A 25,990-nucleotide genomic window follows, 5' to 3' on the forward strand; every position below is an offset into this window, starting at 1 on the left:
CGCTATTGATCCTCCTGCGGAGCCTGACCCTCAGGAATCCGATCATCTAGATCATCCACACCCGGAATGACTTCAGCATCCTTGGGGTCAGTACACCCGCCGTCGGCCGGAATCCGTGCAGCAGCATTGCCGACATCTACCATCACTGAAGAAGAAGCGACCCGCTCACCATCAAAGAGCACTTCCATGGCCGGATCCCGCCCATAGGTGGTAATCCGCCAGTTGGCACCTTCTTCACGAACAACCCAGTCCACACCATTGGCCCCAACACATTCATCCGTGGTTGGGCCGGGAATCTCCACGCCACAGCGAAACACCGCCACGGCAGGATCCCCCCAGGCGGCCGTCGACTGCGAATCCGTCCGACGACGCTCATGCCCCGCAATCTCCTCGGGCATTGCCACCATGGCTTCAGCACACTGCGGGTTCGTAGCATCCGGGGCAACCTCAATCCCGGCAACTATCGAAGTACAGGCCGTCAAGGTCAGACCAGACACGGCAGCCAGTGCAGCACCACGCAGGACACGAGTTGTTTTCGACATACCACTAACCCTAAAACACCCAACGACCCGCTCCCGGCAGTTTTCGCCGCTGGCAGCCATCAAGAATTTCGGCTCTTGTCCTGCGCGCCAACGTGACAGGGCTCAAGCGCGATACTATGGTGGCATGTGATGTAGACCCTTCGAACGAGGGTTGGACACGGGATGACCAAACTATGACTGAAGTAACGCAACCACCACTTGCCACCGGTGCTCACAATGACCACGGGTCGGCCAAGCTTATCTTCAATTGGTTAAAGCTCGCCGAGTCAGCCCTCGGCAACAACTCCGATCGTCTCAATGCGATCAACATCTTCCCGGTGCCCGATGGCGATACCGGTTCCAACCTTTACCACACGGTCGCCGCTGCAACCCGGGCGCTCGAGGACGTCGATGCCAATGCCAGCGCCGGTACAGCCCTGGCCACTGCCGCCACCGCCGCCCTGGATCACGCACAAGGCAACTCCGGCACCCTGATCGCCGTGATGCTCAACGCCCTTGCCGAACCCCTCACCAAAGGTCCACGCCTGACCGCACCGCTATTGGCTCTAGGCCTGCAGCGTGCCAGTGCAGCTGCCTGGGCCGCACTGTCCGATCCCCAGGAGGGCACCATGCTGACCATCCTGGACACCGCTGCTGCTACCGCAGCAAACTTCCGAGCTTCAATTACTCACCAGCCCGAGGACTCCCAGAACTCCCGCAAAACCCTAGGTGAGATGACCTCGCGCATCGTGGAAACCGTATGGTTGGCGGTCGAAGAAACCGAAAACCAACTGGCCCAGCTGTCCGAAGCTCAGGTCGTCGACGCCGGAGCCACCGGGCTGCTATTAGTCTTTGATTCCCTGCGCGCCACCGTCCAGGGCCAATCGCTTGACCCCGAAATCCTGGAATCCATCCACGGGTTCCACGTGGCCCACCCCCACGTGCACCAGGGCATGGAAGTCGCCGAAGCCTACGAGATCATGTGCTCGCTGCAGCTGACCCCGTTAGATGCCGCAACCCTGCGCATTGGGCTCAACGAGATCGGTAACTCGGTCATTATGAGCCCGATCAACACGATCGAAGACGACGAAGGCCGTATTCGCTGGCGCGTTCACGTCCACGTGGCAGAACCGGATGACGCGATGCGACTGATCCAGCCGCTGGGGGAGACCGAAAACCTGGCCATCACCCCGCTGCACACCGGCAACAACGTTGATGTCTCGTGTCAACCCATCACAGAAGCCCAGCACAGAGAACCCTAAGTAGTGGACCCGTTCAACCAGCCGCTTGCACCATTGCTCGGAAACAAAACCGCCGAGCAACTCGCAAAGCACCTTGGGATCACCACCACCGGTCACGCCCTGAACTACTTTCCCCGCCGGTACATCGAACGCGGCGAACTGACCCCCATCGTCCAACTGCCCCTGGGCGAACAGGTCACCGTGATCGCCCGGGTGCAAAAAACCACGGTCCGACCCATGCAGGCCCGCAAAGGCTTCATAGTCAATGTCACGGTCTCCGACGAGGCCTCCGATACCGGCCTACCCGGGACCTTGTCCATGGCGTTTTTCAACGGCTACGCCGCCAAGGACCAGCTGACACCCGATACCCTGGCGATGTTCCACGGCAAGACCTCGACCTATCGCGGCGAGCTGACCCTGACCAACCCCGAGTTCACGGTCCTGCCTGAAGAACATGACCTCTCCGAGGCCGACCTGTCACCCATGCCCGTCTATGCGGCAAAAGCTAAACTGCCCTCCTGGACTATCCGTTCTGCCATTGAACTCGTGCTCGACGCCATCAACTGGGCAGCCATCAGCGACCCGGTGCCCCAAGAGTTCTTGAACACGCTCAACCAGGATCTGCCGGCACTGTCGGTGGCCTACCAGCACATTCACCGGCCCGCGGACCTCGGCCAAGCACGAGCTGCTCGCCGCCGCTTCGCAGCCCAGGAAGCACTCATTCTGCAAACGTTGCTGGCACGACGCCGCCTGCACAACCGCACGGTCATCCCGGCCACGCCCTACCCGCCCACAGACGCCGGTGTATTGGCCCATCTGGACGCCCAGCTACCTTTCGAATTGACCCCGGGGCAGCAAGAGGCCGGGGCCGAAATCGCAGCAGAGCTGAATTCCGAACACCCGATGTCCCGCCTGCTGCAGGGTGAGGTCGGGTCGGGCAAGACCCTGGTGGCGCTGCGAGCTATGGCACAGGTCGTGGACGCCGGCGCACAAGCCGTGCTCGTCGCGCCCACCGAAGTGCTCGCCGGACAGCACTACCGATCGATCACCAACACGCTGGGACCGTTGGCGACCGCCGGACAACTGACCTCATGGCAGGGACCAGCGACCGAAGTCGTTTTACTCACCGGCTCGATGACCACGGGGCAAAAACAAGAAGCCCTGCTGAAGATCACCACTGGACAGGCTGGCATTGTCATCGCCACGCACGCGATCTTTTCGGATCATGTAAATTTTGCCGATCTTGGGCTCGTGGTGATCGATGAACAGCACCGCTTCGGCGTCGACCAACGCGAAGCCCTCCGTCAGGCCAACCCTGGGGTACACATGCTGGTCATGACCGCCACCCCGATCCCACGTTCAGTGGCCATGACGGTCTTCGGCGACCTGGACGTGACGGTGCTCTACGGCCTGCCGTCTGGTCGTAAACCGGTCACCACCTATCTGGCGCGCATGGCTCATGGTCCAAGAATTATCCAGCGCGTGTGGGAGATCATCGCCGAAGAGATCGCCGCTGGACGCCAGGCCTTCGTCGTCTGTCCGAAGATCGACCCGTCGGATACCGCAGGACACGAGGATGCCGATGACCTCTCCTCAGATGCCCACGCTGCCAACGTGGTCGACATCACCGAAACCCTGCGCAATGTTCCAGTCTTTGCCAACGCGACCATCGATAGCCTGCACGGTCGACAAGACCAGCAAACCCAGGATGAGATCATGGGGGAGTTCGTTGCTGGCCAGATCGACATTCTCGTGGCAACCACCATCATCGAAGTCGGTGTCGACGTCCCCAACGCCACCGTGATGGCCATCCTGGACCCCGAATACTTCGGGCTGTCCACCCTGCACCAGCTCCGCGGCCGTGTAGGTCGTGGAGAAGCTGCCGCTCGCTGCTTCTTGGCCACCCGGTTGCCCGATCACCACCCGTCGCTGGATCGGCTGGCCATTATTGAAGCCACCGAAGACGGCTTTGAGATCGCCAAGGCCGATGTAGAACAGCGCGGTGAAGGCGACGTGCTCGGTGCCGCCCAACACGGCTATGCGAGCCAGTTGAAGGTGCTACGCGTCATCCAGCACGCCGAGCTGATCAATGACGCTGCCAGCTGGGTGAATCAGGCACTGAGCGCTGACGAAGGCCTCACGGCATACCCGCAATTAGTAGCGGCCGTTGAGGAATGGGAAACAGCGCACGAAGAATCATCCGACTACCTTGAGAAGAACTAATCGATGTCAAAGATTGTTGCCGGTCAAGCCGGGGGACTGCCACTCAAATCCGTGCCCGGTTCCAATACTCGTCCCACTACCGAACGCGCTAAGGAAGCCGTCTTCTCGTGGCTGGAGTCCCGGGATTGGCTTGAAGGCAATGCGGTCCTGGATCTCTACACGGGCTCCGCAGGCCTGGCCGTGGAAGCAGCTTCCCGCGGTGCAGTCAAAGTCATCGGGGTCGAGACCGCTCGAACAGCAGTGCAAGTCGCTGAAGCTAACGCCGCCATAGTCAACAAGGCATTGGGCCAACAGATCGTGGACATCAGTCACATGCCAGTCCACCGCTTCCTACAAACAACCCCGGAATCCAGTTGGGACGTTATTCTGGCAGACCCACCCTACGATCTTGACCAAGACGAACTACTGGTGACTATCACCCAAGCATTCCAGGCGCTGATGGACGACGGGTTGTTCGTCTTAGAACAAGCAGTGAAATCTGACGAGCCAGCATGGCCTGAGGGCACCTACGTGGTGGATGCTAGACGATATGGCGAAGCCATGGTCTACTTCGTGCGCCGAGTTGGGTATTAATTATTTTTCGTAACCTCGGTGGTGGAAGATAGCAGACCCTATTGTTATGGACTACATTGACACGTATGCAACGTGCAGTATGCCCCGGCTCCTTTGACCCAGTCCACAACGGCCACATCGAAATCATTGTTCGAGCCGCCTCACTTTTTGAAGAAGTGATTGTCGCAGTTTCGAATAACCCGGCAAAAAATTACCGGTTCAGCCTACAAGAGCGCATGGACATGATTACCGAGACCGTTCGCGCCATCCAAGGCGTCACCGTCATCCCGATGGGTAGCGGGCTGATTGCAGACTTCGCACGTGAACACGGCGCGCAAGCCCTCGTCAAAGGTGTACGCAACTCAGGCGACCTCAATTACGAGATGCCCATGGCCACTTTCAATCGCCACCTCTCAGGCGTTGAGACAGTCTTCTTACCGGCTGATGCGCGCTACCAGCATGTCTCCTCGACACTGGTCAAAGAGATCGTTGGCTTCAAAGGGGACATCTCGGAATTCATTCCCTATGCTGTCGCCCAGCGTTTCGGCTTAAAATAAGCGCCAGGGCTGATTTTTGGTCTGCCCTGGAATAACTGCACGAACGTCGGCGTTATAATCTCCGGTTGCCGATTTTGTCCTGATTGCATTATGGACTAGAGTTACTGGCTGGCCTTGACTGAATTTTAGTGATACTAGATATTCATTCAACCGGTATACCGGTAACGTATTAGACTCGCTATATGAGCAACCAGGAGGTGCGGCTCATGTCAGAAATTAGTATTCAATCAGGAGTTACACTTCCTGATAAAACGAAACCATGGGTTCTATCGATTAGCAACCTAATCGATTCACCAGGCTCTTCAGAACACACCGAAGTGACCTGGCCAGCCCCAGCTGAACTCTCAGTTCCACTACTCGGAATTGAACAGGACTCAGCAATGCAAGTGGATATTCGTCTCGATTCGGTCCATGAAGGCGTCTTGGTCTCTGGAACCGTAGAGGGCACACTCACAGGTCAGTGCTCCCGGTGTCTAGATCCCATTTCCGAACCCGTCACCATTGATATCCAAGAACTGTTCCAGTTCGAGCATGATCCGATGCTTGAAGAAGATGAGCAACATCTCGTGGAACACGGCTTGATCAATCTTGAGCCAATTATGCGTGATGCCCTGGTAACCTCGTTACCGTTCCAACCTCGGTGTTCACCAGACTGTGAAGGTCTATGTGATCAGTGCGGAGTCCGTCTTGAAGAAGCCGGCCCAGATCACCACCACGAACAGTTAGACCCACGTTGGGCTGCATTAGCTGATTTTGTTTCGGGTAATGGAAACGAAGAAACTTCATCTAAAAATTCCGAGCAACAAGAAAAGAGATAACTGTGGCTGTACCAAAGCGGAAAATGTCCCGTTCCAACACACGCTCACGCCGTGCACAATGGAAAGCGACCGCACCAAAACTCGTGAAGGTCGTCGAAAACGGCAAAGTAGAATACCGTCTGCCACACCAGGCACACGTCGTATCCGACTCAGCTGGCACCCCATTATTCATGGAATACAAGGGTCGCAAAGTCGCAGACATCTAAAGTGACTACCTCAGCACATTCCACGCCCAACATTCCGTGGGCCGCTGAGAACACAAAAGAACACTTATCGAAGCATCTCGGCGTCAGTTTTGACCCCGAGATGCTTCGCCTTGCTTTAACCCACCGTTCCTATGCCTTCGAGCACGATGGGTTACCCACCAATGAGCGGCTCGAGTTTCTCGGCGATGCAGTACTTGGTGTCCTTGTGACAGATTATCTCTACAAGACCTACACCGACGAAGCCGAAAACGAGCTTGCCAAAAAGCGCGCCTCGATCGTCTCGACGTTCGCCTTAGCGCACGTGGCGCGAGAAATGGACCTCGGGCGGCACATCCTCCTTGGAGAAGGAGAGATCCGCACCCACGGTGGCAATAAGGACTCGATCTTAGCGGATACCTTTGAAGCGCTGATCGGCGCCACATATTTGCACGCTGGGTTCGACGACGCCTGGATTATTGTCAAGCGGCACGTCATTCCACTGCTGGATAACCAACGCATTATGGGTGCGGGCAAAGACTGGAAGACGCAAGTTCAAATCGCCGTGGATAAACGTGGTCTTGGAGCCATTGAATATCGGGTTGATGGCACTGGCCCAGATCACGACCGCACGTTCGAAGCCACGCTACTGGTTGGTGGTAAGGCCTACGCCACGGCACAAGCAAAAACGAAAAAAGATGCAGAACGGCTGGCCGCCTGGCATAGCTTGAGTGACATTGAAAAACACTAATGCCTGAACTCCCCGAAGTTGAAGTTGTCCGACGCGGTGTACAGCAGTGGGCCAGTCATGCCCGAGTCACTGATGTCGAAGTCTTAGATGATCGAAGCCTCCGCCGCCACGCGCAGGGACCGGAAGATTTTATCGCTCGACTCGCCGGACAGCGATTGGGTGAGAGTTATCGGCGGGGCAAATATCTGTGGATTGCACTCGACGAAGGCTACCTCGCATTAGTCATCCACTTAGGTATGTCCGGCCAGGTACTTATTTCAGACCCCGATATCGCTGATCCTAAACATCTGAAGATTCGCATCACCATCTCAAAAAACGACCGGATACAAGAATTGCGTTTTGTCGATCAGCGCATCTTCGGCGGGCTATATCTCGACACGCTGATACCTGCAGAAGATCATCCCGAGCAGCTTATTCCCGCAACCGTGGCACACATTGGCCGAGACCCACTCGACTCCCTGTTTGATACCGAGACCGTATTTCGGACGCTCCGGAAGAAAAAGTCCAGCCTCAAGCGCGCATTACTGGACCAATCCGTGTCATCCGGGATCGGCAACATTTACGCCGATGAGGCACTGTTTCGCGCTCGACTGCATTACGCCAGGCCAACGGAGACCTTGACTCGGAAGGAAGTCTCCAGGGTCTATTCAGCTGCCGAACAGGTCATGCGTTTAGCGTTGGCCCAGGGCGGCACCTCTTTCGACGCTTTATATGTGAACGTCAACGGAGAATCGGGTTATTTTGATCGTTCATTGAATGTATATGGGCGTGAGGGTAAACCGTGCGTCGTGTGTCAAGAAGACGGTCTTGAGACGCTCATCGTACGCCGAAAATTCATGAACCGATCATCATATTATTGCCCGAAGTGTCAACCTATACCGCGGCGTGCGCGGTGGTAAAACCGTCTATACTCGTCCATGACACTTCGTATAGTCCTGCATCTGAAGAGAAGGAACCTGCCTGCATATGCGCCAACAGCCAGCACCAAAGCGTGTCGGCCGCGTTCGCTTACCTCGGCGCGGTGCAGCATGGTCAATTGTCGGCTCAGCAGCACTCGTGGTTGGTTCCACAATCTTTGCGGCATCACAGTTCACCACACAGATAGCAGATGATTTCGATACCAACCGAGAAGTCGTTGAAACAGGGATCGACCTGGATACAGCCGCCTTCGATGACGGCGAAATGAATATTCTGGTGCTAGGTTCTGATGCTCGCGAAGATGAAGAGGCTGAAGACCAGCGCTCTGACACGATGATGCTCGTGCACATACCCGAGTCACGCGACGAAATGTACGTGATGTCGATTATGCGTGACCTATGGGTTGAGGTTCCCGAGGTCGGCATGTCGAAAGTGAACTCAGCTCAGACCTACGGTGGGTACCCGCTGACCATTAAGACCATTGAAGGTCTGACCGGTGCCAAGATTGATCACATGGTGGTCGTCGACTTTGACGGTTTCCGTGATCTGACAACAGCCCTTGGTGGAGTAGAAATCGACAACGACATGGCGTTTTCTTCCGGTCAGGTCAACCCCAGTTTCTACCCTGAAGGCACACTTCGGTTAGAAGGCACCGATGCCCTGCGTTTCGTTCGAGAACGCAAAGCATTCATCGACGGGGATTATCAGCGGGTAAAAAACCAGCAGAAGTTCCTCACCGCAATTGCCGCCGGGGTTCTTGACTCGGCTACACTGACCAACCCCACGAAGATTTCAGGCATGGTGAGCGCCTTCACTCCGTATCTCACCGTAGATGAATCGTTAGATGCCGAAACCCTCGTTAATTACGGCATGTCCATGAATAAACTGCGTCCGTCAGCTATCACGAGCTTTACCATTCCAAACACTGGGACCGGTACCACCCCTGGGGGAGCGTCGGTGGTCTGGCCAGATGAGGAAAGCCTGGCCGATATGCGCACGGCTATGGACGAGGGCAGGATGACAGAATTCGTTGAAGAGCTTGAAGCTCGACTCGAAGAAGAACGTCTCGATGGGACTGGTGGCTCAGCTGAAGATGCGCCAGTGCAAGAAGCCCCCGCTGCACCGGAAGATGAAATTCTGTAGTGAATCGTCGTTTACTGCTCGTTACTCATTCCTACACCCCTGAATCGACTGCACCGCAACGTCGATGGAAGAAATTCCTAGCGGGGCTAACTGCTGCAGGGTGGGATGTTGAAGTCTTAACACCGCCGGCCGATCCACGCTATGTAGATCTAGCCCAGACTGGTGAGCCGTACCTGCAGATCCGACGAACTCCCGATGTAGGGTTTCTTCCTGATAGTAGAAGCGGCCGCTTAGCTAGAGCTGTTATTCATGCTGTTGCGTCAGTACCTTTGTCTGTGTTTTCCGACGCGGACATAGTTGTGGCTACAGTGCCTGCATTGCCTAATCTGGTGGCTGGCAGAATTATCGCCTCGATAAAACGTGTGCCTTTTGTGGTCGAGATGCGCGATGCATGGCCAGATCTTATCTTTGAATCCGAGACCGGTGGTAAATTCTTTGGCACCCTGGTGGCGGATATTATCACACGGCTTCAGCGTTCTTCCGATCAGCTCATTGCCGTCACGAGGGGCTTTGCGGAGACCTTAGAACAACGCAAAATGCCCCCTGTCGAGGTGATCTTCAACAGTCGACAGACCGAGGACCTCCCGCTGCTACGAGCACGCGAGCGAACCGCTGGCGAACTCAACGTGTTATACCTGGGCAATCATGGAGAATCTCAGCAATTGGATCTCCTTATAGAAGCAACAGAGATAGCTCGGACGCAGAATCCGAAGATTACAGTGCGATTCGTGGGCGACGGTACGCAGAAGCCTGCACTTATGGCACTCAATGACTCTTTGGGCCGACCCGTTGAGATGTTGGACCCGACATTCGGCCGCGACACCGTCGAGAATTATCGTTGGGCCGATACCTGTGTTGTGAGCTTGCGTTCTGATTGGGCAAGCTTCGCCCACACCGTCCCTTCGAAGACTTATGAGTTATTGTCGTACGGCAAGCACATCACCGGTGTGGTCTGCGGAGAAGCAGCCGACATCTTGAAACAGGCAGGCGACCACGAGGTCGTGCACAATGACCCGCAATCACTGGCCGATACCTGGTTGCGGTTGGCACAAGATGCGCATTCGACACCTACTCAGAAAGCGGGCCAAGCCTGGGTAGCCGAGCACGCATCGGATACAGCTCAAGTAATGAAATTGGACTCGGTCTTGAAACGAAAACTCCCACAAAAAACCAACACGAGCTTCCTCAAACGTTCCTCGACGGCAGCTTCGATCTCAGCTACGGCTGCTTTAGAGCATCTGAAAAATAACCGGGCGTTATTTGGCCTGCTCGTTCTTCGGCGTCTACCACAGCGGCTACGCGAGCCGATAGCTATGGTCGCGTCCAACTTTAATGGTGGACCTCTGGATACCGTCTCAGCTATAGGGAAAGCAGTGCTTGGTCGAACCGATGAGCTGGAAACTCAAGCTTGTGCACTCCTCGGTAAGCGTGGGACCGATCGAAAGATTATTGATTACGCTCGGGTTTTTATTGCGCTGGGTGATCTTCAGACCGCCGAGTGGTTCCTTGATCGGGTGCGACCAAACACCCGTGGGCTCGTTGCGGCTCGCGCCTGGGTGGCATGGACTCGTGGGGATATGGCACAAGCGGTTGAGCTGATGAAAACCGCAGAGCGTGAACGGAAAACTGTGGCGCGCTGGTCATCGGAGCTTAAAAGCTTCCAAGGTGCCATGCCGCAGCTGCAGCCGATAGGGGAGTATCACCCCACCGAAGGGCGAGTGCTACATGTTCTGACAAACTCCCTGCCGCATACGCCCTCCGGTTATGCTCAGCGTTCACATTCCATCATGTTAGCCCTCAAAGAACTCGGCTGGGATCTGTCTGCAGTCACCAGAATCGGCTGGCCGATCACAACCGGCGCGCTGCTGGCTGAATCTCAAGATTTCGTCGACGGTATCGGCTATCAACGGCTCTTGCCTCAACAGTTAGCGTCGCACTTCAGTGAGCGATTGCAACAAAATGCTGAGATGCTCCTCCAGCACGTTCTTTGGAAACGCCCGGCGTTGCTCCATACCACCACCCATTGGACTAATGCAGTCGTGGTGCAAGCCGTTGCTAACGCTGTTGGCATTCCATGGGTTTATGAAGTGCGCGGACAGCTTGCTGACACGTGGGCTTCTACCCGAGGCGAGGACGCGATCTACACGGATTATTACCGGTTGTTCCAGACTCGCGAAAAAGAGGCGACCCTCGCGGCTGACGGGTTGGTGACCCTGGGAGAGCAGATGAAGGCCAACCTCGTTGACTTCGGTGCTGAGAGTGAAAGCATTGTACTATCCCCAAATGCTGTTGGTGGTCAATTCCTCCAAGAACCCGGCGACACAAGACAGGCCCGTATCGAGCTGGGGTTAGACCCTGATCTGGAATATGTCGGAACGGTCAGCTCACTAGTTCCCTACGAAGGTATTGAGACTGTTATCGAAGCAGCCGCGAAACTAGTGCCAGAACGCCCTCACTTGCGTTTGTTGATAGTGGGGGATGGCACGGCGCTGCCCAATATTCTGGAGAAGGCTCGGAAGCTTGGCATTGCGGACCGGGTCATCGCACCGGGCCGCGTCGGTAGAGAAGAATCTCACCTGTATCATCAAGCTCTCGATATTTTCGTCGTGCCGAGAATATCGACCAAAGTGACCCGCATGGTGACCCCTATGAAGTCAGTGGAAGCCTCTGCTAGCGGAAAACCAGTCCTAGCTTCCGATCTGCCGGCATTATCAGAACTAGTTCATCATGAAAAGACCGGTCTCTTGGTTCCCGCTGAAGATCCGGCGGCCTGGGCGGCCGCAATTGCAAGTCTGCTAGACGATCCCGATCTAGCTCACCGGATGGGCACTGCTGGGAGACAGTGGGTAATGGAAGAACGCACCTGGCAGGCTAACGCTCAAAAGTACGATGAGCTTTATCGCCGAATTTTGGCTCAATAACAGTAGAAGTCGAGTTACGTGACCGGCACGGAAGGGCACTGTTGGTTTTGACTTATAATAGTCAGCTGGATAACTTTGGTTAGTTAGAGTCTCCAAGCAATATGGTGCAAAGCCGTGCCGTGAGAAGGATAGTGAATGTCGAATATTTCCAGTGTTGCCGTGATCGGGCTGGGCTATATTGGGTTGCCAACGGCGGCGATCCTGGCGGACAACGGGTTGCGCGTGTATGGCGTGGATGTCAACCCGAAGACGGTCGAAGCTGTCAATGCCGGCTCGGTCCCTTTTGTCGAACCCGCGCTGGGAGACTTTGTCGCCCGCAATGTGGCCGCTGGTCGACTTACCGCCTCCACCGAGCCGCCGGCTGCTGATGCCTATATCGTCGCGGTCCCGACCCCGTTTCTGGAGAACAAAACTCCGGACTTATCATACATTGAGGCCGCCGGGCGCACCTTGGCCGCCCAGCTATCGGGCGATGAGCTGGTGATCCTGGAATCGACGTCGCCGCCGGGCGCCACCGAACGCCTCGCCGAGGTCATCCACGAACAACGCCCGGATCTGAAGGCTGCGGGCACCTTGCAATTTGCCCACGCCCCCGAGCGAGTCCTACCCGGCAAAGTCATGCAAGAACTGGTCACGAACGACCGGATTATTGGCGGCTCCACGCCCGAGGCGGCCGAGCGGGCCGTAGCGTTGTACCGGACATTTTGTGAAGCCGAACTCGTGACCACTGACCCTCGGACTGCCGAGATGTCCAAGCTCGTGGAGAACTCCTTCCGCGACGTGAACATTGCGTTTGCCAATGAGCTGTCGATGATTGCCGATGAAATCGGCGTCGACGTCTGGGAAGTCATCGAATTAGCCAACCGCCACCCGCGGGTGAATATCCTCCAGCCCGGGCCCGGCGTCGGCGGGCACTGCATCGCGGTGGATCCCTGGTTTATTGTCGCCGCCGCTCCCGAGACGGCCACGATCATTCGCAATGCGCGCGAGATCAATGACGCCAAACCCGAATGGGTCATCCGTCAGATCAAGGCCGAAGCCTTTGATGTCCAACAAGCCACCGGACGCACCCCCGTCATCGCGACCCTCGGACTGGCCTTCAAACCGAACATTGACGATCTGCGCGAATCCCCAGCCTTGAATATCACCGAGGCTCTCGCCAAAGAATTCACCGGCTCGCACATCCTGGCCGTGGAACCCCATATTGACGAACTCCCCGCTCGCTTGCAGGGGTACGACAACCTGGAGCTCTGCGGCGTCGCGACAGCCCTGGATCGTGCCGATATCGTCGTACTGCTCGTGGATCACACCGCGTTTGCCGACCTGGGTCCAAAAGCCTACGAAAAACGCGTCATAGACACCCGCGGCCAATGGCGCGATAGCAAGTAGACTGTCGATCTATGAGCATGAACCTTGACGAAGCGAGTCTTGAGACGGTTCAACAGCGCCTGCTGGAAGAACTCGAAGCACAGCAACGTTTGCAGTCGGAACTCAGCGCTGCGCTGGAAAGCGAGCGGAGTCTTCGTCTCGAGAACGACCTGCTGTGGGCATATCTGCAACGCAAATACCCCAATCGTGTAAAAGACGCTCAGCAACTACTTCAACGTATGGCGGAAGGTAGCGATCTTACCGTTGAGCTTCAGAAGCAAGGCGAAATCCAGGCGCCTAAAAACCGGACGCTACGCAAACGCGTCCGCGGCGCACTCGGAAAACTCCCGGGGGTGCATCGCGCTTACCACGGTCTCAAGAATCTCGGTAAGTAGCCCCGTTCCATGCTGTCGCACATAGTCTAAAGAAAGTGTTTCATTAATGGGTCTGGCACCAGAGGCTTCACCACGCCGATTCGATGTCCTGCAGAAACGCCTTGATGAACTTGCGCTGCAAAAGCGCGCTGTTGCCAACCGTGCCTCGACCTACCAAGACCTCGCTTCACAAAGCTCACTAGAGCAAATCACAGCGGTCAAAGCACAGCCGATCACCGAAAGACTGCAATATGCATTCTCAGCCCCGTCGGGGCCAGAACTGCGAGCAGGCCTTCTGGAGCAGATCGCAGACTTACCACCGACAAGCGCTGGTATTGCGAACAAACCGTTCACCACCAAAATTGGCATTATCGCAGATCTCTTTCTGTACAAGAGCTTCGAAGGTCTCGCGGATTTCCAACCCATCTATCCGGATAACTACACGCAATTTCCCGACCTCGATATTCTCTTGATGGTTTCGACGTGGCGTGGCGTCGATGGTGTTTCGTGGAAAGGTGTGACCACGAAGACCAGCGAGAAACGTCAGAAACTGTTTGAAGAAATCCTGCCGTACTACCGGGCGTTGGACATCCCAATTGTCTTTTACTCAAAAGAAGACCCCCCAAACTACAATCACTTTTTGCCATTTGCTCAACAGGCCGACTATATCTTTACCTCTGCCGCAGAAATGGTTCCAAAATACCAGCGTGATTGCTCCGAAGCGAAGAGCATAGACGTTCTACCGTTCGGGATTAACCCGAACCATCACTCACCGATTGGAAGCCAACAAGGAGAGATTCAGCGGATCATTCCGTTTGCCGGTTCGTGGTTTAACCACAAATACGAAGACCGTAGTCGCTGGGGGAATGACATCCTCGATGCGGTCGTCGCATCTGAAGGCTATGATCTCGTCATTTTTGATCGCAATTCCCGTCTCAACGACGAGCGTTACAAGTTCCCGAATCGGTTCGCTCATCTTGTCACACCTGCAATAGAGCATCAGCCCTTGCTGGATATCCAGCGACTGGTAGATGTCAGCATCAACCTCAATTCGGTATCAAACTCATCATCGATGTTTGCTAACCGCGCCATCGAACTTCAAGCACAAGGTACGGTCGTACTGAGTAACTACAACGTCGGTTTGAATTCGCGGTACCCGCATGTGCACATCAGCAACGGTTTCACGGATACTCTGGCAGCGCTCAATAGCCTAAATGATATTCAGATCAGAGAGATCCAGGCAGCTGGTATTCGTTCGGTGTTCTCTAACGATCTGGCCTTGATGCGTATCGCAAAAATTATCGAAACTGTCGGGACTAGTGCCCACGTTGCAGACCCCCGAGTGGTGGTCGTGAAACACGGTAACGATGATCATCTGGATACAGAAATCGACCGCCAGACCTACCGCAATATCGTGGAGGTCATCAAAAAAGAAACCGTAGCTGAGGTACGGCAACTGCAGGAACAGGCGGATATTGTCGTGCACGTCGATACCGACTACGAGTACGCTCCGACCCACGTGGAAGATCTAGTCAATGCGTTCCGCTATACCGATGCACGCACTGTCGAAAAGGTGCCGTCGACCGTTGGAAGCGCACTCCGACATATGTACGCAGAGCCCGACAATGTAACAAGGTTTGGGGCCGAATACATTGGGGACGTGCCTGCCCACATTAATCCACGTAGTGGCTACCGTATTGATGAAATCGGGATCACACCCCGGAGCTCATCTATAAAACTTACAGAACCGCTAAGAGGTTCAAAGAAGCCCGCAATTCTTTCCGTAGTCGTGCCGATTTACAATAATGGCCCGCACCTATTACACAAGTGCATAGCTTCTTTACGGAGGTCGAGCATATTCGACCAACTGGAAATCGTACTCGTGGACGATGGCTCAACCGATATTGCGACCATACAAGCAATCGACAAACTGGAACAGGAGCTGGACTGGGTCCAGGTGTACCGATTCGAGCCGGGCGGCTCTGGGAGCGCATCACGGCCACGGAACAAAGGTCTCGAACTGGCGAGCTGTGACTACGTCACGTATCTCGATCCCGATAACGAAGCCCTCAATGACGCATACGTTAAACTTTTACACGCAGTCATCGAAACGAATGTCGACTTCGCAGTAGGAGACATGACGAGATGGCGCGGCAGTAATAACGCGGTGCGCTACACAAAATTCCTCCAAGACCGTCTTGGAATAGAAGGTCGCGTAGGCCGCGGTGGGCCACAAGCTCTTGTGGATATGCAATTCATGCCGATCAGCATTCAAGCCTTAGTAGCCCGTACCGACTGGTTACGCGACACCGGGATTACACAACCGGTTGGGGCTGTAGGACAGGACTCGTATTTCTTCCAACAGATGCTGTACTACGCGGACACTTTTGCTATCTTGAAACTGCCCGCGCATACCTATTACGCACAGGTCGAAAACTCCGTAGTCAACACGGTCAATGCAAAATTCTTCGATAAATATTTGCCGCTAGAAAAAGCACGCAGTCAGTGGCTACGCGAAGTAGATTTGGTTGAGGACTACCGGAGTACTCGCATGGAAACGTTCTTCACGGGATGGTACTTGCGCAAGTTAGCCGATGTTCCTGCCGATCAACGCCCCAGAGCCATTAAAACGATCGCAGAACTCGGCCAAATATATGGGGACCATGAATGGCAATCTGAAGAAGCCCAAAAGTTTTGGACACTGATGGTTCATGAAGCGACCGACCAGCAGGCGAGTGGGGACGACTAGATATGGCTATACAAGGCTGGCAACGACAGTATCTTGGTGCGTTATTGCAGTCCCAGGCACTTCGTGCCGGACGGTTCGAATCGGTCCAGTTTTTCTCATCGATTGCCGACGAACCTGCTGACGGGATCCAAGAGCTCCTTTTGCACCGTTTGGTAGCAGGCTTAGAGAGCATTCCCGATGCAATAAACCTCCTAGATACAATTCGGCATACGAGTTGGAAAAAGTATGGGCCTAGGATCTTAGCGCGTATCGGGGATACTGAAGCCGTATTGAAATCGCGACCGGATCTTGCAGAACACTTCCAAATCCTTCGCGAACGCACCGGTTACACAACGTACTCAATCAAAGACTGGAAACTCGTCAGTGACGGCACCAATCTTCGCCGTCCAGATGCCCCGGTCTGGACCAGCCGAACCACTCCAATCCAGGAACTCGTAGAGCACGCACAGAACGATGAATTGAGGGTTCAGGACATCTCTGCCGTTCTGCAACACTTTTTTGCAGCAGACGTTCGAATTTTCCAACTGGCGATCATGACGTTTGCGGACGAGCACAATGAGTGGGCGCGAATATTACATCAGGTACTCGCTGCTCCATACCTAGAGATCAGTTTAGAACCCCACGCACCGGATCATTTTGTTTCAGCAGCCCCCGCAGCCCTGTGGGCACCGCACTGGCGAATCGTCGCAGAACCCCAAACCGTAAACAAGTGGGACATCACTGAAGTCCATACTGGTCAAGAATTGCAGGGGCTCGGCTCTACTGGGATATACGATCAAATCAGCGTACTTCTGGCGGTGTCAGGTCTTCTGCGCGAAGGGATCAATTTGTGTCCCCTAGATAAGGGGCTGGTCCGAGCTCTCACACCGTCACAACCAATCTGGGGATTCCGTCGCAGAGAGTTCTCGGCAGCTCGCACGACCTATCAAGCGGACGACGTAAGAGGCCTCGCTTTAGCATTCTTGGAGAAACTTCCCGCAACTCAACGCGTCAGCATGTTTCGGTCCAGACTAGCCATACGGCTGGTCGGGGAGTCCTGGATTCACAGAAACAGTGCCTCAGTACTTTCCAAAAACGATAGTTTTTATCAACACCTGGTTCGCACCGCACAGCTATTTGGTGAGAACCGCTTTGAAGAAGTAATTGAATACATTGAGGAAATTCCCTACGGGTTCGAGCCTGCATTTCAGTTCTTCTACGGTGAAGCACAGGCCGCACTTGCCCTGACTGACCGTGTAGCACACCTTCCGTCCACCGTTGGCACCATACAGGTTTCCTACCCTGATGAAATACTTTGTGTCTCGCACGCTTCTGTACCTGATCAGACAGGCGGGTACGCCATTCGTGCCCATGGCATCCTGAAATCCTTGCGGAATGCTGGTGTAGAGATTACCGCGGTGACTCGTCCAGGTTTTCCGACTGGGGTACTTACGGAGCGTTCTACCGTCACCATTGATGAGGTTGACTATCAACGCCTTCCTGCCACGGATGTTACCCGAAACCACGGCGAGATCCGGTACATGATGTCATTCATCGAGCCGTTCAAAGCGTTGTTCAAAAAACGGGGGATCGGGATCATTCATGTCAGGTCGACCTTTCTAATTGCCTTACCGGCATTGATTGCTGCACGTGAACTCGGACTGAAAATCCTCTACGAGGTCAGCGGTCTGTGGGAACTGGTATACCAAGATCGTGAGCAGGCGTCTCACTTGCTCAAACGGTCACCGTTTGCAGAACTTGCCGAGACGCTCACCATGACCAAGGTTGATCAGCTGGTGGTCATGAATGAGGCGGTCCGACAGATTGCAATCGATCGTGGTGTAGATGCTAGCAAGATTCAGGTTGTACCGAACGCGGTGAACGTAGATAGCTTCTCACCGTTACCGCCTCCCCACAATGAAGTGTTCACCATTGGTTATCTTGGCAGTTTCCAGGACTATGAAGGACTCGAAGATATTATCGAGGCAGTTAAAATCCTTCGGGTCCGTGGAACGCAAGTCCGCGTCCGCATGGTGGGGGACGGGTTACAGTACAACGCTGTTCGTTCGCGGATCAAAGCTGACGGCCTCGATGAAGTCTTTGAACTGACCGGCAGGGTGCCGCATGAAGCAGTGATTGATCAGTACAAGATGATGGACGTGCTGGTTTATCCACGACGATCAACCGGAGCTACTGAGACCATTACTCCGTTGAAACCGTTCGAAGCGCTAGCGTTGGCTAAACCAATTATCGTGAGTGACGTAGCACCACTGGCAGAGATTGCCGGAGATAATGAACGCGGTCTGGTATTCCGTAACGGTGATATCGAAGGTTTTGCGCGTGCTATTCAGCGGCTCGTAGATGAGCCAGAGCTGCGGGTCTCTCTGGGACAACACGGCCGAGACTGGGTCGTGGTGCATCGGAACTGGGGGATCGTGGCCGAGACTTTTGTCGAAAGCTACCAGAACCTCGCGAGCTCATAGATTACAGTCGTACACAGTTCATCAGATAACATTCCTAAATCTGTCAAACTTGTAGCCGGATACAAGACCCGCGCATAGTCTTGACTGACAAGCCACAGCGCCCTACCACGACTGGAGAACACGCATGACACGCTTGCGCAAGATCAGCCTCATAGGCATTGTCACACTCATAGCGTTAGCCGTGATCGGTACCTTAGCGGTGGCGTACCAGCAATGGGTACTTGCCGCGATTACAGGTTATGTCACACTTCTGCTGACAATGATATCGATCTTCTTCGGTGTGCAGTTCATGACACATAATGTGCGCACGAGTGAACGCAACGCGAAGCTTACAACACAGAAACTAGCGGCGAGAATTAATGTGGCGACGCAAGGTTTCGAAAAGTCGCATGCTCAGCTTCAACGACAGATTCTGAAGACGCAGAAGCTGATCCATGAGGGGAACAATGATTCACAACGGTCATATAAGCGTGCTGAGACGAGAATGAACGACCTGGATCAAAACCTCCAAAATACCCTGCGCGGCAACGCCAGAAACGTTCGCAGTATAGTGCACGATAGCACACAACAAATTGAAGCAATGCTGCAGTTGTACGGACGGTATGACAACCTCAAACTCCCGATGCCCAACACCGGTGGCTACGCCATCGACGCGCAAGCGCTCGGACATCTCATAACGTTGGTCGATGAGCGTCAGCCGATGCGAATTCTTGAATTAGGCAGTGGCACCTCGACCATATGGCTTGGTTACCTCTGTCGCACTTACGGTGGCAAGCTGGTTTCTTTAGACCACTTAGAGAAGTATTTAGCCTTAACGAAGCAAGCAGTCAAACGTCATCAGCTCGAAGAACAGATAGAGTGCCGTTTCGCACCTTTAGAGAAAACCGAATGTGACGGCCGAACTTTTGACTGGTACTCAGCCGACGCCTTAGAAGATCAGCACGATATTGACCTGCTTATAGCAGACGGCCCGCCGCAATCAACAGGACCCCAGGCGCGGTACCCATCCTTGCCGAAGCTTATTGATCGCTTGGCTCCAAAGGCCTTAGTTGTTCTCGATGACGCCCACCGTAAAGACGAAGCTAATATCGTTGATGCATGGCTGCAAGCATATCCTGACTTTGAGAAAATTGAGCACGGGACGAGCAGGCTAGCAGTATTGCAACGTCGCAACGGTTAGCTCCAGGTAGTACGAAGAGATTACAAATCTAAGCCGCGATGTTCTTCGAGAAATCTCATAAAGTCGGCACTGTAGGATCTTGCGAAATCACTCGATACATGATGATGGTCGTAGCGTGTGATGAGCCCACCGACCATGCTGTAACAGCGTTGGTCATCACATAAGCCAGGAGTCGGGTCGTAGAATTTCACTGATGATGAGTGCTGTAGTGCAGTGTCCGCGAGGATTGTTCCCCGGTCGCCGATAAGGCCTTCGACATTCTGTGAGCACTCTTCGGCGATCTGACCTGGGTTTGAAGCTACGCAGGTTGGCACGTTCATTTGGTTGAAGTGTGGTAGTTCACCCATGACCAGGACTTCTTTGTCGGCCTTCTTCCACGCCGACCACATATCAGCTACAGCTTGGGTCGTAATCGATTCTGAGCTTTCACCATCAGCACCATAAAAGTCCCTATCCGTGGCAGCAGCAGCGGTCACGATGAGATCCAGCTCTGCATCATGCTGGAAATCTTCTGAGGAATTGACCACGAATTCCGCACATGCATCTGCGGAATCGCGACCAGCGCCACTTGTCCCGGGGGCAGCACTCGACAGTGGCACAGGCGTACAGCCACTTTTGGTATATCCCTGAATATTCCAGTTGTTCTCTCTACCGAGTTCATCGAAGAGGGGTAACCAGGCCCGAGCATGGGAGTCACCTATGACAGCGATCTTCAGTGCGGCCGAGTCTTCGGGAGCACCGAGACTGCAGCCTGACCGATCGAAATTGGTATAGCCATCGGGAATATTGCATTCCGGATAGGTCGGTTCTTCAGCTTCCACCTGCACTTGAGTCGCCGGAATCTTAGGCTCACCGTTCGTACCCAGTTCCTCACAGTCAGATAGAAACGCATCAGCACCCACACACTCTGAGACTGCGATCTCCTCGTGTGTTTCAGGAGCCACCACCTGCGGAATAAAAAACGTCACTGCAGCAATGAGCGCCATGTTCGAAGCCATGAGAGTGAAGGCTCGCCGTGGCACCTTGAAGGGTTTAGCCCGACGCAGTGGATCCTCAACGAGTTTCTGCGACGCCGCTGAAAGGACAAAAGTGACGACAATGATCACAAGTTTCTGATACCACAAGAATGGTTCCAACTGATAAGTTGCGACAATGATAAGCGGCCAGTGCCAAAGATAGATAGCGTACGACCAGTCACCCATCCGAACCGAAGGCGTAAGCGAGGCCCACCAGTAGACGCCAGAGCCTGGCTGATGAGAGCCGTAGCGAATGAACAATGCTGCACCAAGGACTGGTAGCAGTGCCGTATAACCAGGGAATGGAGTCTCGCCGCTGTAGAGCAGTCCTGCGATGACGATGGCCACGATGCCGGCCCATCCCAACACGTTTTGCCAGCCGGTAGGGATCCGAGATGTAGCTGGGAGCATAGCCAGCAATCCGCCAGTCGCAAACTCCCAAAAGCGCGTTGGCGTGACGAAATAGGCTTGTGCTGGATTGTAGTTGGTGAACCCAACTGAGAATATAAACGACAACACGATGATGCCGGTCAGAGACCAGATAATGACCTGTCGAGCATGTTGCTGTGATGTTAACTGATCGCCTCGGTGCTTCGTTAACAGGTATATCCCGACGAAGATGAGGGGGAGTAGGACATAGAACTGCTCCTCAATCGATAATGACCAGTAATGTTGGACCAGTGACGGTTCGTTATCCGCGGCCATGTAGTCCACTGAATCAGCTGCTAATACCCAGTTTTCGATATAGAACAAAGATCCCAACAACTGTCGGACGTTCATCGACCAAACGGTCTGGGGGAGGAACACCAACATGGCGATAAAGCTGATCACCAGGACTGTGAAAGCCAACGGTAGCAAGCGCATCACACGGCGCGCCCAGAACTTCGATAAAGAAATGCGTCCCGTCTGTGACAATTCCCGGTAGAGGTGACCGGTGATTAAGAAGCCAGATACGACGAAGAAAACGTCAACACCGACGAATCCGCCACTGATGTGGTGAGGCCACAGGTGAAAAAGCAGAACAAGACCCACTGCTAGGGCACGGAGCCCTTGAAGTTCTAAACGAAATGAGCCTCTGATGGGAGCCGACGTCTGCGGTGGCTGTGTGGTCATGCTCGGCATGCTCTGACAATAGTGACCATAGAGTCAGGAGGCAAATACAATCGCTGCAGCTCAGGAACTTTGCCGTCAGTACTCAGGATATTCCCCGGTGTCTATGGTTTGTGCTTGTGAAGTCGTGTGTGGTCTGCACCAACCTCTAGATCATAGAAGTTTTGTGGTGATCTAATAGCCAGCTCGAAAGAGTGCATCTCTGAACGCTTTGTGAGCGAAACGTTCAGGTCTTGATTTAGTCCCGGTGCAATAACCACTACAGATTCTGCTTCGTCAGCCATGAAGTTAGCGTGCACTGAGGTGCCTTCTTTCATTCTTTTCCAACGAATTCCGATCAGTCCGCGCTTGGACTTCGTCTTGCGGTCACCATTGACTATATCGAAGGTCGGTTGGTCTCCGAACCAGCGCATACCCAGCTGACGCTTGCTATCTGTCAACTGGAGTGATGTCGTATCGTTTTGTGTCACTTCAATACCTATGTCCATGAGCCATTGCTGACGGATCTTTTGTGGGGTGTCAGTTTCAATACGATCCCATATCACCCAGCAGTTCGGGGCGGGCAGATACATGACGCGGCGTAGCCACCGGGCTGCTTCGAAGTTTTCATCGACAACTTCTACGACATGCAGATCTTCGTCATGCTGGACAAGAAGAGCAGGAACATCTCCTGTCTTGTCGTGTTTCTGCTCCGGGAGGTTAACGAGGTTATGTGCAGACCTGGACTTGGTATAGTTCCGGTCGCTATTTCGATGCTGATAACTGTGGAAGCCGCCATCTGTTATCCACCGCCGACCCAGCGTATATATATGGACGCTACCTCGGTCATTATGCGAGTGTCGTTCGAGGTCCGGGCCGTAACGGACGATAGTGTGCGATTCATGTCTTAACGGCTTGTCCTGCCCCCAACCGCTGCGCGAGACCGCCATGCCATTGGGGAATGTACGGAATAGTGGCAGGCTTTTGTCTTGGATATCCTGGGAGAGGACCTCATCAACTAGGGGGTGAATACCGCGACGCCCCATGCCCCGCCCGCCATCCCCGATTTGCGGCATGGTTTTATCTGGTAAGAGAAGATAGCCCATTGCCTCACCGGCTTTATCTAGCCGATCGAGCGCTTCTTGTGAAAAATCGTATCCTTCGAGCTGGAGTCGCTCTCGGGCCTCGAGCCACCAGACCAGGTTGTGTTGGTGGTATGCCACGGAACCTTCTTCGTTGAGCCCCTCGCTGTCGAAGGCGTCAAGGATTTGTGCCCCGAGGCGTTCGATAGCTCGCAACACCCCTTTATCATCGTCGAGCACGCTGGCCACCACGAAGAGCCCCAAATTTTGATGCAGGCCGTGATTCCCCGGCACGATGTTGTCGTCGTCGAGAAGCCAGTTGCGGTGTGTCGCTAAACAGTCGACATACCAGTGATCGGAGGAGTCCATTAAAGGAGCCCCCAAACTGACCTGGATAGCTCGATTGCCATCGGTCATATCCATCCAGGCGTATTTGTCCTCTGCGTTTTCTGGGGGGATGTTGGCTTCAGACCAGGAACGGACAATTCGTTTCCATTCGGCCTTGGCTTCTTCATCTCTATCGAGAGCGGCCCACAGAAGGGGGTTGATCCAGCGAAGTGTGTGGAACTGGAAACGCCAGTTCAGATCACTGAATGGGTCTGCGGTCCAGTCAGTGTAATCGCCCGTCCAGGGCTTATGCGGGGGTAGCGTGATAGTCCCTTGTTTCAGGTCGCGCAGTTCTTGTTCTGATTGAGCGTGGCGGGCATAGTGTTTACCAATCGATGCTTGGCGTTTAGCTGCCGCAAAATTTAGATTGCCGTAGGTAAAGTCATGCTCAGTATAGGTCAGCTGTTGAGCGCGAAACTGCTGGGGACGGCCTGTACCTCGGAAAAACTCGTAAAGGCGCTTAGCCCAGGATCGCATGAATCTAACAGCCTTTCGTTACAACGTTCGGCCCTAATGATAACTGCTTTGGTGAGACGGGACCCATGTGTGGCGTTTGAACGTCTATCAAGGACGGAGCGGGGGTGAGCGCTGTGGTTCTAAACCCAGGAAACGGTTTGGGAGACATATGCACTGCGAACTTCTTCCAAGTAGGCAGCTCCAGCCTCGTATTTCTTTTGAGCCATGCGCTTGGTATAGCCATGGTAGGTCTTCGTAACCTCGGCTGGATCACCGTCCATGACGAGTTCGCCCTTTTGGATCCAGATACACCGATTTGTCATCTCACGAATCGTAGGTAATGAGTGACTTACCAAGAAGACAGATCCTGCCTGTTCGCGAAGCTCGGTGATCCGTGCCGCAGTACGATCTCGGAATTGTGCGTCACCGGTATTAAGGGCTTCATCAATAATGAGAATCTCTGGATCCATGCTTGTTGCAATTGCGAACTGCAACCTGGAGGCCATACCGGATGAGTAGGCCTTCATCGGTAATCTGAGCGCCCGGTCATCCAGGCCCGAGAGTTCAATGACAGCCTCGCGCTTTTCATCGACTTGCTGACGTGTCATTCCCATAGCCAAGCATCCAAGTGTGATGTTGTCATAACCAGAAATCTGGCGAACAAGAGCTGCATTGACTCCGAGCATGATCGGTGTCGAAGTCGCGTAGATTGCCCCCTGGGTCGGAGGTAAATGACCAGTGAGAAGCTTCATGAGCGTGGATTTACCGGAGCCATTAGTTCCGATCACGCCGACGGATTCGCCGGTGCGGACAACAAGCGACAGCGGCTTCAAGGCTTCTACGTGCTGCTCAGAGACTCCCGCCAGCCCTTTGATCCGTTGTCGGAGACCGCGTGGGCTATTGTCCTGGGACGCGCTCCGTACTGTGTAGGTCAGAGAAGCCTGGTCTGCAACCACGGTGGCATCCGTAATCGCAGTTTGGATGGCGTGTGTTGTGCTCATCAGCGTTCCCTTCCATATTTTTCTTCGCCTTGCCAGAACATCAGAGTTCCGATGATCAGTAGTCCGACGGTCCATCCTCCCAGAATCAACCATCGCATAGGGTCGGGCCATGTGTCGTAGAGCAGCACATCACGAGACATATCGAGCACATTGAACAGCGGGTTGGCATTCATGAGAGCAAGAATAAGGGGCAAATCAGCAAAACGATCAACGCTATAGAACACAGCGGATAGGTACATCCAGATACGAGTACCGAAGGTGAGGATGTGCGTGAAATCATTCCAATCGGCAACAATCCGCGCTAGCACGAGACTCAAGCCAAGATTAAATAAAAACTGCAGGGCGACAATCGGGATGAATACCAGCCATTTCCACGTGATGGGCTCCAACGGTGGAATGAGAAGGATCAGGGCGAACATCGTGACGTAGGTTGTCACGTTTCGCATCATCTCTCGCACGTTAATGGCAAGAGGCAGCGTCATCCGCGGAAAGTTAAACGCTGTCACGAGGGCACGGTTGCCTGAGATCGCCTTCGACCCGGCAACAATAGTCGATGCCGTGAACCGATACATAAAGACGCCGATAATGAGATAAGCGATGAAGTTTTCGATACCTCGACTGGTGCCCAGCAAAATACCGAAAACCAAGAAATAGGCGGCACCGTTGAGTATGGGGTTCAGTACCATCCACAAGCGGCCGAGGTTATCGTCAGAGGATTCGCCGGCGATTCGAGACTTTGAATCAAAAATGACGAAGTGTCGGAAATCCCACACCCGCTTAAGATATGTCCACAGGCCTTCGCGACGTCCTACCCGGTTGAAACCGGTGCCGTCGACTTGTATAAGTTCGGCACCACCTTCACGAGACGGGTTGGGTACACCCTCAGTCGCCATGTAGTTTCCTTTCAGTGACTACGAACACGGGGTTCGTAACCAAAAGCTCACGCTACGGTATCGACCTATAATACTTTCACAATTCTAGATACGGCGGTAATCGCTG

Annotated in this window: 20 protein-coding genes; 15 read left to right on the forward strand and 5 right to left on the reverse strand. The window is 54.2% G+C overall.

Going from position 1 to position 25,990, the window contains the following annotated elements; all coding sequences use genetic code 11:
* Nucleotides 1-2: 2 nt before the first annotated feature.
* Nucleotides 3-542 carry a DUF3515 family protein gene (locus FB556_RS05155; protein WP_141865506.1) on the reverse strand — a complete coding sequence of 180 codons (540 nt, stop codon included), beginning with the start codon at nucleotides 540-542 and terminating at the stop codon, nucleotides 3-5.
* Nucleotides 543-715: 173 nt separating this feature from the next.
* Here FB556_RS05155 and FB556_RS05160 point away from each other — a divergent pair, with 173 nt between their 5' ends.
* The 15 genes from FB556_RS05160 to FB556_RS05230 all read left to right on the forward strand — a co-directional run bounded on the left by FB556_RS05160 (nucleotide 716) and on the right by FB556_RS05230 (nucleotide 19,960).
* Complete coding sequence (locus FB556_RS05160) at nucleotides 716-1,783, forward strand: DAK2 domain-containing protein (RefSeq protein WP_246057223.1); 1,068 nt, start codon at nucleotides 716-718, stop codon at nucleotides 1,781-1,783.
* Between the two features lie 3 nt (nucleotides 1,784-1,786).
* Entirely contained in the window at nucleotides 1,787-3,985 is a 2,199-nt protein-coding gene (locus FB556_RS05165; protein ID WP_141865508.1) for an ATP-dependent DNA helicase RecG, read from the forward strand.
* A gap of 3 nt (nucleotides 3,986-3,988) precedes the next feature.
* Nucleotides 3,989-4,558 (forward strand): RsmD family RNA methyltransferase, encoded by a 570-nt coding sequence (locus tag FB556_RS05170; protein ID WP_141865510.1) that lies wholly within the window; start codon nucleotides 3,989-3,991, stop codon nucleotides 4,556-4,558.
* A 65-nt stretch (nucleotides 4,559-4,623) separates the two neighbouring features.
* Nucleotides 4,624-5,094, forward strand: coding sequence for a pantetheine-phosphate adenylyltransferase (gene coaD / locus FB556_RS05175; protein ID WP_141865512.1), 471 nt, complete (start codon nucleotides 4,624-4,626; stop codon nucleotides 5,092-5,094).
* 182 nt (nucleotides 5,095-5,276) lie between these two features.
* Nucleotides 5,277-5,912 carry a YceD family protein gene (locus tag FB556_RS05180; RefSeq protein WP_246057224.1) on the forward strand — a complete coding sequence of 212 codons (636 nt, stop codon included), beginning with the start codon at nucleotides 5,277-5,279 and terminating at the stop codon, nucleotides 5,910-5,912.
* A 2-nt stretch (nucleotides 5,913-5,914) separates the two neighbouring features.
* Complete coding sequence (rpmF, locus tag FB556_RS05185) at nucleotides 5,915-6,118, forward strand: 50S ribosomal protein L32 (RefSeq protein ID WP_043055764.1); 204 nt, start codon at nucleotides 5,915-5,917, stop codon at nucleotides 6,116-6,118.
* 1 nt (nucleotide 6,119) lies between these two features.
* Nucleotides 6,120-6,845, forward strand: a complete 726-nt coding sequence (gene rnc / locus FB556_RS05190; RefSeq protein ID WP_246057225.1) for a ribonuclease III — start codon at nucleotides 6,120-6,122, stop codon at nucleotides 6,843-6,845.
* On the forward strand, nucleotides 6,845-7,744 hold the full coding sequence (gene mutM, locus FB556_RS05195; RefSeq protein WP_141865514.1) for a bifunctional DNA-formamidopyrimidine glycosylase/DNA-(apurinic or apyrimidinic site) lyase: 900 nt from the start codon (nucleotides 6,845-6,847) through the stop codon (nucleotides 7,742-7,744). The genes rnc and mutM overlap by 1 nt, the downstream gene beginning before the upstream one ends.
* Nucleotides 7,745-7,811: 67 nt before the next feature.
* A complete protein-coding gene (locus FB556_RS05200; protein WP_141865516.1) occupies nucleotides 7,812-8,906 on the forward strand; it encodes an LCP family protein in 1,095 nt (364 codons plus the stop codon).
* Nucleotides 8,906-11,827, forward strand: a complete 2,922-nt coding sequence (locus FB556_RS05205; RefSeq protein WP_141865518.1) for a glycosyltransferase — start codon at nucleotides 8,906-8,908, stop codon at nucleotides 11,825-11,827. Before FB556_RS05200 ends, FB556_RS05205 begins: the two co-directional genes overlap by 1 nt.
* Before the next feature lie 135 nt (nucleotides 11,828-11,962).
* The gene (wecC, locus tag FB556_RS05210) at nucleotides 11,963-13,216 is read left to right on the forward strand and encodes a UDP-N-acetyl-D-mannosamine dehydrogenase (RefSeq protein ID WP_141865520.1); all 1,254 of its coding nucleotides are present in this window, start codon (nucleotides 11,963-11,965) and stop codon (nucleotides 13,214-13,216) included.
* An 11-nt stretch (nucleotides 13,217-13,227) separates the two neighbouring features.
* Nucleotides 13,228-13,590 (forward strand): hypothetical protein, encoded by a 363-nt coding sequence (locus tag FB556_RS05215; RefSeq protein WP_141865522.1) that lies wholly within the window; start codon nucleotides 13,228-13,230, stop codon nucleotides 13,588-13,590.
* A 46-nt stretch (nucleotides 13,591-13,636) separates the two neighbouring features.
* Nucleotides 13,637-16,318, forward strand: coding sequence for a glycosyltransferase family 2 protein (locus FB556_RS05220; RefSeq protein WP_141865524.1), 2,682 nt, complete (start codon nucleotides 13,637-13,639; stop codon nucleotides 16,316-16,318).
* 2 nt (nucleotides 16,319-16,320) lie between these two features.
* Complete coding sequence (locus FB556_RS05225) at nucleotides 16,321-18,780, forward strand: glycosyltransferase (protein WP_141865526.1); 2,460 nt, start codon at nucleotides 16,321-16,323, stop codon at nucleotides 18,778-18,780.
* A 124-nt stretch (nucleotides 18,781-18,904) separates the two neighbouring features.
* Nucleotides 18,905-19,960, forward strand: coding sequence for an O-methyltransferase (locus FB556_RS05230; RefSeq protein ID WP_141865528.1), 1,056 nt, complete (start codon nucleotides 18,905-18,907; stop codon nucleotides 19,958-19,960).
* Nucleotides 19,961-19,980: 20 nt separating this feature from the next.
* Here the strand turns inward: FB556_RS05230 and FB556_RS05235 are convergent, their stop codons facing one another.
* From FB556_RS05235 to FB556_RS05250, 4 genes are all read right to left on the reverse strand, one after another.
* Nucleotides 19,981-22,089, reverse strand: coding sequence for an acyltransferase family protein (locus FB556_RS05235; RefSeq protein WP_170200379.1), 2,109 nt, complete (start codon nucleotides 22,087-22,089; stop codon nucleotides 19,981-19,983).
* Nucleotides 22,090-22,190: 101 nt separating this feature from the next.
* A complete protein-coding gene (locus FB556_RS05240; protein WP_141865532.1) occupies nucleotides 22,191-24,011 on the reverse strand; it encodes a heparinase II/III domain-containing protein in 1,821 nt (606 codons plus the stop codon).
* 119 nt (nucleotides 24,012-24,130) lie between these two features.
* On the reverse strand, nucleotides 24,131-24,991 hold the full coding sequence (locus FB556_RS05245) for an ABC transporter ATP-binding protein (RefSeq protein WP_141865534.1): 861 nt from the start codon (nucleotides 24,989-24,991) through the stop codon (nucleotides 24,131-24,133).
* Nucleotides 24,991-25,884 carry an ABC transporter permease gene (locus tag FB556_RS05250; protein WP_141865536.1) on the reverse strand — a complete coding sequence of 298 codons (894 nt, stop codon included), beginning with the start codon at nucleotides 25,882-25,884 and terminating at the stop codon, nucleotides 24,991-24,993. Before FB556_RS05250 ends, FB556_RS05245 begins: the two co-directional genes overlap by 1 nt.
* Nucleotides 25,885-25,990: the final 106 nt, after the last annotated feature.

The sequence above is a fragment of the Enteractinococcus coprophilus genome (assembly GCF_006716305.1).
Taxonomy (GTDB): Bacteria; Actinomycetota; Actinomycetes; order Actinomycetales; family Micrococcaceae; genus Yaniella; species Yaniella coprophila.